We start from the raw sequence: 5,872 nt of genomic DNA on the forward strand, positions 1-5,872 counted from the left end.
CAGTAGGATAGAACCGTACTGTAGAAAGCTTATAGGTAACAAATACGCAACAAATAGGGTGTAAGATAGCGATAGTGACGGTGATATACTGTTCTGTCAATTCAAGCAGTTGTTTTCTTATGTCAGATTATACTTGTCTGATATAAGGGAACAACTATATCCTGCTCCTGTTCTGGCTCTACCTGTTCTATCATATATTCGAATAAAATTCAATTTAATTTAAAATATCTTTTTAGATAAGATGAGTAGAGAAATAAGGGTTTTCATGTGGACATCAACTGGAAGGATGGAATGTGGCAACGCAGGTACGGAGTTGCTACATTCCATCCTGTAAGGCGGTAGACTAGGGGTTTGGGGAGTGTAGCTCCCCACTATATTTATTCTTTATCTACCTTTATATGTTAAAGTAAATTATGATAATTTATTATAATTAATGAGTGATTTTATGAAATTAGTTATTGCAGAAAAACCAAGTTTAGCTATGAATGTTGTTAAAAGTATTGGCAATATGAGTAAGTCTGATGGTTACTTTGAGAATACTGTGGGGATGCGGATCGCGAGGGTGAAGTTATTGTAAATAATATAATTAATCGAATCTTTAAAGAAGAAAATTTTAATAAGCCTGTAAAAAGATTATGGCTTCCTGAACAAACTACTCAAACTATACGTAATGAATTGAGAAATTTAAAAGATGATGGAGAGTATAAAAATTTATATAATGAAGGTCTTGCAAGGACTTATCTGGATTGGACATATGGGATAAATTTAACAAGGTATCTTAGTATAAAGTGTCAGTCTTTTTTACCCGTAGGGCGTGTCTTTATACCTATAGTAAAGTTTGTCTATGATAGAAATAAAGCAATAGAAAATTTTAAGCCTGAAACTTTTTTTGAAATAGGTGCTGTTATAAGTAAAGACAATTTAGAGATAAAAGCAAAACTTAAAGATAGACATTTTTTAGCAAATGAAAGAAAAAAGGCTGATGATCTATTAAATAGTTTAAAAGATAAAAAAGCTGTAGTTACTAAAGTTGAAAAAAAGGAAATCAAGAAACAGCCGCCTAAATTATTTTCCCTTGATACCTTGCAGAATAAAATGTTTAAAGATTATAAAATGTCTTTAGATGATACTTTAAAGCACTTACAAAAGTTATATGAAAGTGGATATACAACATATCCAAGGACAAATACCGAATATCTTGCAGATACAGAAAAAGAAAAGATAAAAAGTGTAATTACAGCAGTAAAGGAAAAATTCAATGTAGATATAGATTTTAAAGACAAGAAATCTATATTTAACAGTAATAAGGTCGAAAGCCATAGCTGTATTACTCCAACTTTAAAACTTCCAGAAGAAGAAAAATTGAGTGAAGGAGAACAAAAAGTTTATGCTGCAATAAAAAATAGGTTTATAAGTAATTTTTTAAATGAGGAAACAATAATCGAAGAAACCAGGGTACTTATTAAAATAGATGATGAGTCCATAGAGCTTAAAGGTAATGTTATAAAGCAGCAGGGATTTTTAAAGTATGAGAAAATTAAAAAAGATAATGAACTTCCTGAATTTATAGAAGGTGAGAAATTAAATACTAAACTTTCTGTAGATGAAAAACAAACTCAAAGGCCTAAAAATGTTACTGAATCTGAACTCAATAATTTTCTTAAAAATCCTTTCAAGAAAAAAGAAGTTGAAGAACTAGAAAATAGTAATGATGATGAAGAATATAAAATGATATTAGAGGGTTGTGAGATAGGTACTGTTGCAACAAGAGCAGGGATTATAAAAAATGCTAAAAAATATGAGTATATAAAAGAATCAAAAGGACATTTAGAGTGTGAGAGTAAAGGAATAAGGCTCATAGAAGCTCTTGAAAAGCTCAAAATTGATTTAGATAAGGAAAAGACCGTTGAGTTTGGAAAACAACTTAAAAATGTATATAAAGGCGATATAGAAATTGATACTATAGTAGATAAAGTTAAAAATGAATTAAGTAATATAATTACTAATGGAAATAACATTAAAATTGATAAAATAGACAGTAAAAAATATAAGAGTTTAGGTGTATGTCCTGTATGTGGAGAAGGTAATATTATAGTTGGAAGGACAGGATATGGCTGTAGTAGATGGAAAGAAGGCTGTAAATTTTTTATAGCAAAGAATATTGCAGGTAAAAATATAAGTGAAGCTGTGGTAAAAAAACTTTTGAAAGATGGAAAAACTAATGTTATAAAAGGATTTAAAAGTAAAGCAGGAAAAAATTTTAATGCTGCTTTAAAAATAGAAAACGCACGTGTTACATTCGATTTTAGTGTTAAAAATGAAAGTTTAGGTGCGTGTCCCGTATGTAAAATAGGTAAAATTGCAAGTAATAAATCAGGGTATGGCTGCAGTAGGTGGAAGGAAGGCTGTAAGTTCTTTATAGGTAAACAAATAGCAGGAAAAAATATAACTGAGTCTATAGTTAAGAAGCTTATAACAGGTAAAAGCACAGGAGTCATAAAAGGGTTTAAAAGTAAAGCAGGTAAAAGCTTTGACGCTGTATTGATTTTAAAAGATGGTAAAGTTAACTTTGATTTTCAAAAGTTATAATTTCTAATAATAATTAAAAATGTATTATAAAAATTTGAGAATGTGTCCAGGATCATTTTTAATTGAAAAATATTTTGTAATATATTTTAGATAAATTTTTTCTATAAATATATTATTTATAAATTATATTAAAAGTAATTATCATAAATTATTATAATTACTTTTTTTGATCTTTACTTTATCTCAATTAATATGTAGAATTTATTTTATTTAAATCATGGTAAATTGAATTTTTGTAATATTTCTTGACTGGGTCTTTATTGCCTATTCAAACTATAGAACCATAGTAATCAATCTATAACTAAATTGTATCTTGGAATTAGACAGGATGATATAGATAATGTATACTGCTTTATAGAATTTTAATAAAATTTTTGTATACAAAAAATAAAAAAATATATATAATAAAATTAGAAAGTAAGAAAATAATAATTTAGGAAGGTGATTGTATGATTACTCAATTAAGAGAAAAATCTCAGATTACAATTCCAAAGGAAGTAATAAAGAAATTAAAGTTAAAGGTTGGGGATTCTATAGATATTGATGTTGAGGATAACAATATTATTCTAAAACCTGTAGTTATAGTTCCAAAAGATCAGGCATGGTTTTGGAGTAAAGAATGGCAGCAGGATGAAAAACAGGCAGATAAAGATATAAAGAACGGAGAGACTAAAAAATTTAATTCTGTACAGGAGTTGTTTGACGATCTTGATAATTGAACGTACTGATAAATTTAAGCGAGAATATAAAAAACTGCCCAATAATATTAAAGAATCATTTAAAAAGCAGTTTGCTAGATTTGTTGAATATCCATATGCTGAATTTCATCCTTCATTGAGAATAAAGAGAATACAAGGAACTAACGATATTTTTGAGATGACAATTACAATGAGTATTAGAGTAACATGGCAGTATATAGATAATGGAATATTACTCAGAAATATAGGTAGACATGATAAAACTTTAGGTAATCCATAAATTTAATTATCTAAAGTTTTATTTTTTATAATAGGGGTAATATACAAAAAAATAATTTAAAACTCATATTTAAATTATTTTTTTGTACAATTTATTAGTATTTTATACAGTATTTATAAAAAATTAACATTTATTATAATAATGTTATTGTAGAATTAAATGTATATAATATAAATTTCCATCAATCATTTATATTTTAAATATATTAATTCGAAATATATTATAGTCTACAGATTAAAAAAGCAGTTAATCCTTAGTATTGTTTTTGTAAAAATAATATGAACGTAAAATCGTATAATATACTGATTTTTACCTTAAGTACTATACTAATTTTTATTTATTTATTTCCATTTGATATATCTTTTTTAGATACAATCACTTCAACTTCTTCTATATACACTACGTATCCTGTGTTTTTAATTTAAATATCCACTATATTTAATTACTTTGTTTCTAGGAAAATCAGTCACAATATCAATAAAGGAGATTAATATGAATATGTCTTTAAAATTATTAAAACCGTTAAAAATATTATTAATGAGTCAATTATTAAGCATAATTTTTGTCATTATTGCCAGAATTAATATAAACTTATTATTATCTCGTACTAATTTGTTAACTAATTCTACAGTATTGATTTTAAGCATTATTGCTTTTACAGTATTTTGTACAACAATAAGCATTTTATTTTTAAATGAAAAGTTTATTAACGTTATTCTAATTTCTATATCATATATACTCTATTGGCATATTGTTTCATCTAAAATATTTTTTTTACATAATAATTCAAATGATTATGGATTTGGTTTTTTGGGTATATCAGTAGAATTATTTGTTGGTTTATTTCAATATATACTTGTAATAATATGCAGTATAGTTGCTGTATCCATACATAAAACGAAAAATGCTATTAAAAATAATGATTAGAAATATTATATTTTTTTACAAATCGAGACAATGGAAGTATATTAAAAATGTTTCTATTATCTCGATTTTTTATGCTGAAATGTTATAATATAATTAATTCCTATTAATTATTAAGTTTTTCATAATAAGTTATTCCAATTTTTATATTTTCCTGATCATTTGGATCATCTCCATATGGTGGATCTCCATCCCAAGTTCCCCAACTTGGATCACTGGTTCCTGCTTTAATTTGTGCATATCCTGCAGCTCTACATAACATTTCATCACTACAACCGTATACTTTTCCTAAGTACCCATATAATATATTTCCAGGAGCATCTCCTCCAATTGTTTTTTCATCAAAGTAATAAAACTTATCATCCCAACCTTGATTTTTCAAATCCAGAGGTCCGTTATTACGAACAAGTTCGTAAAATTCTGCTAATTGTATTATTGTTGAATCACTAGACCAATCTGATTCATATATATACTGATATCTTATCATTAAATCTGTTAATTCTTGGGTTATATCGCGTATTTCCCAACCACCATTTTTACCAGAAGAAAGATCATTATCAATTTCTATATATGCAGATCCACTTCCAAGTGAAACAGTATGAATTTGATCAAATGCCCAATCTTGTGGTAGAGTATATCCTAAATTCCCACTAAATCCTGAAGACATGTCACATACAAAGCTACTGCATGAATATCCTGCATTAGCAATTTTGCTACAAACATTTCTAGGTGCATATATACCTATCTTATAGTTTGAACCTAACTCAGTAAATGTATTCTTGATTGCCTCAAAATATGGAATTATAGCATTTGTCACGTCTATATCTAGGGCATCAAAGTCAACTGCAAAATATATTATTGTACCATCAGGGAAACCTAAAGTATTAGCTGCGGATATTGCATAACTTGCATCTGATGCTCCCTGTGAGGGAACAAAATAAACCAAATTATATCCATTAACTTCAAATATTGGAATAACTTTAAAATAATTAGTAAATATAGTTTTTAATTCGTCCAATGTCATTGCATATATTCCTGTAAGATATCTTCCAACTATTTCGTATCCATTGGATTTTAATGTGGCTGCTTTTTCAGCTGTTATAGTTGTAGAACAGTCGCATGCCGTACCTTTTCTGTTTGGATCGCCTGTACTAACTAAAAGTGATGCCCATGTTTGAGATCCTGCATAACCATCTGCAGTTAAACCTACAAACTGTTGAAAATTTATTATTGCTGTTTTAAGTCCATTTCCATATAATCCATCAAAACCATTTGGATTGTATCCATTACAATATAGAGAATATTGAAGCAATAATATAAAGTTCTTAGTAGCATTAGTACCAGGAATTGTTGGACATCCAGCCTGAGTAGTGGAACCCCA

5 protein-coding genes are annotated in these 5,872 nt (G+C 27.5%); 4 read left to right on the top strand and 1 reads right to left on the bottom strand.

Features of this window, described 5'->3' with window-relative positions:
* Positions 1-675: 675 nt before the first annotated feature.
* The 4 genes from J418_RS15800 (at position 676) to J418_RS0115215 (ending at position 4,494) form a co-directional block, all read left to right on the top strand.
* The gene (locus J418_RS15800) at positions 676-2,589 is read left to right on the top strand and encodes a type IA DNA topoisomerase (RefSeq protein WP_017896027.1); all 1,914 of its coding nucleotides are present in this window, start codon (positions 676-678) and stop codon (positions 2,587-2,589) included.
* A gap of 449 nt (positions 2,590-3,038) precedes the next feature.
* The gene (locus J418_RS0115205; RefSeq protein WP_017896028.1) at positions 3,039-3,308 is read left to right on the top strand and encodes an AbrB/MazE/SpoVT family DNA-binding domain-containing protein; all 270 of its coding nucleotides are present in this window, start codon (positions 3,039-3,041) and stop codon (positions 3,306-3,308) included.
* Positions 3,298-3,567 (top strand): hypothetical protein, encoded by a 270-nt coding sequence (locus J418_RS0115210; protein WP_017896029.1) that lies wholly within the window; start codon positions 3,298-3,300, stop codon positions 3,565-3,567. Before J418_RS0115205 ends, J418_RS0115210 begins: the two co-directional genes overlap by 11 nt.
* A gap of 498 nt (positions 3,568-4,065) precedes the next feature.
* The gene (locus J418_RS0115215) at positions 4,066-4,494 is read left to right on the top strand and encodes a hypothetical protein (RefSeq protein WP_136711348.1); all 429 of its coding nucleotides are present in this window, start codon (positions 4,066-4,068) and stop codon (positions 4,492-4,494) included.
* 103 nt (positions 4,495-4,597) lie between these two features.
* Here the strand turns inward: J418_RS0115215 and J418_RS15805 are convergent.
* A partial coding sequence (locus J418_RS15805; protein WP_017896031.1) for a glycoside hydrolase domain-containing protein occupies positions 4,598-5,872 on the bottom strand: 1,275 nt, incomplete at its 5' end.

Origin of the sequence: Clostridium tyrobutyricum DSM 2637 = ATCC 25755 = JCM 11008 (assembly GCF_000359585.1) — a bacterium.
GTDB classification, from domain to species: domain Bacteria; phylum Bacillota; class Clostridia; order Clostridiales; family Clostridiaceae; genus Clostridium_B; species Clostridium_B tyrobutyricum.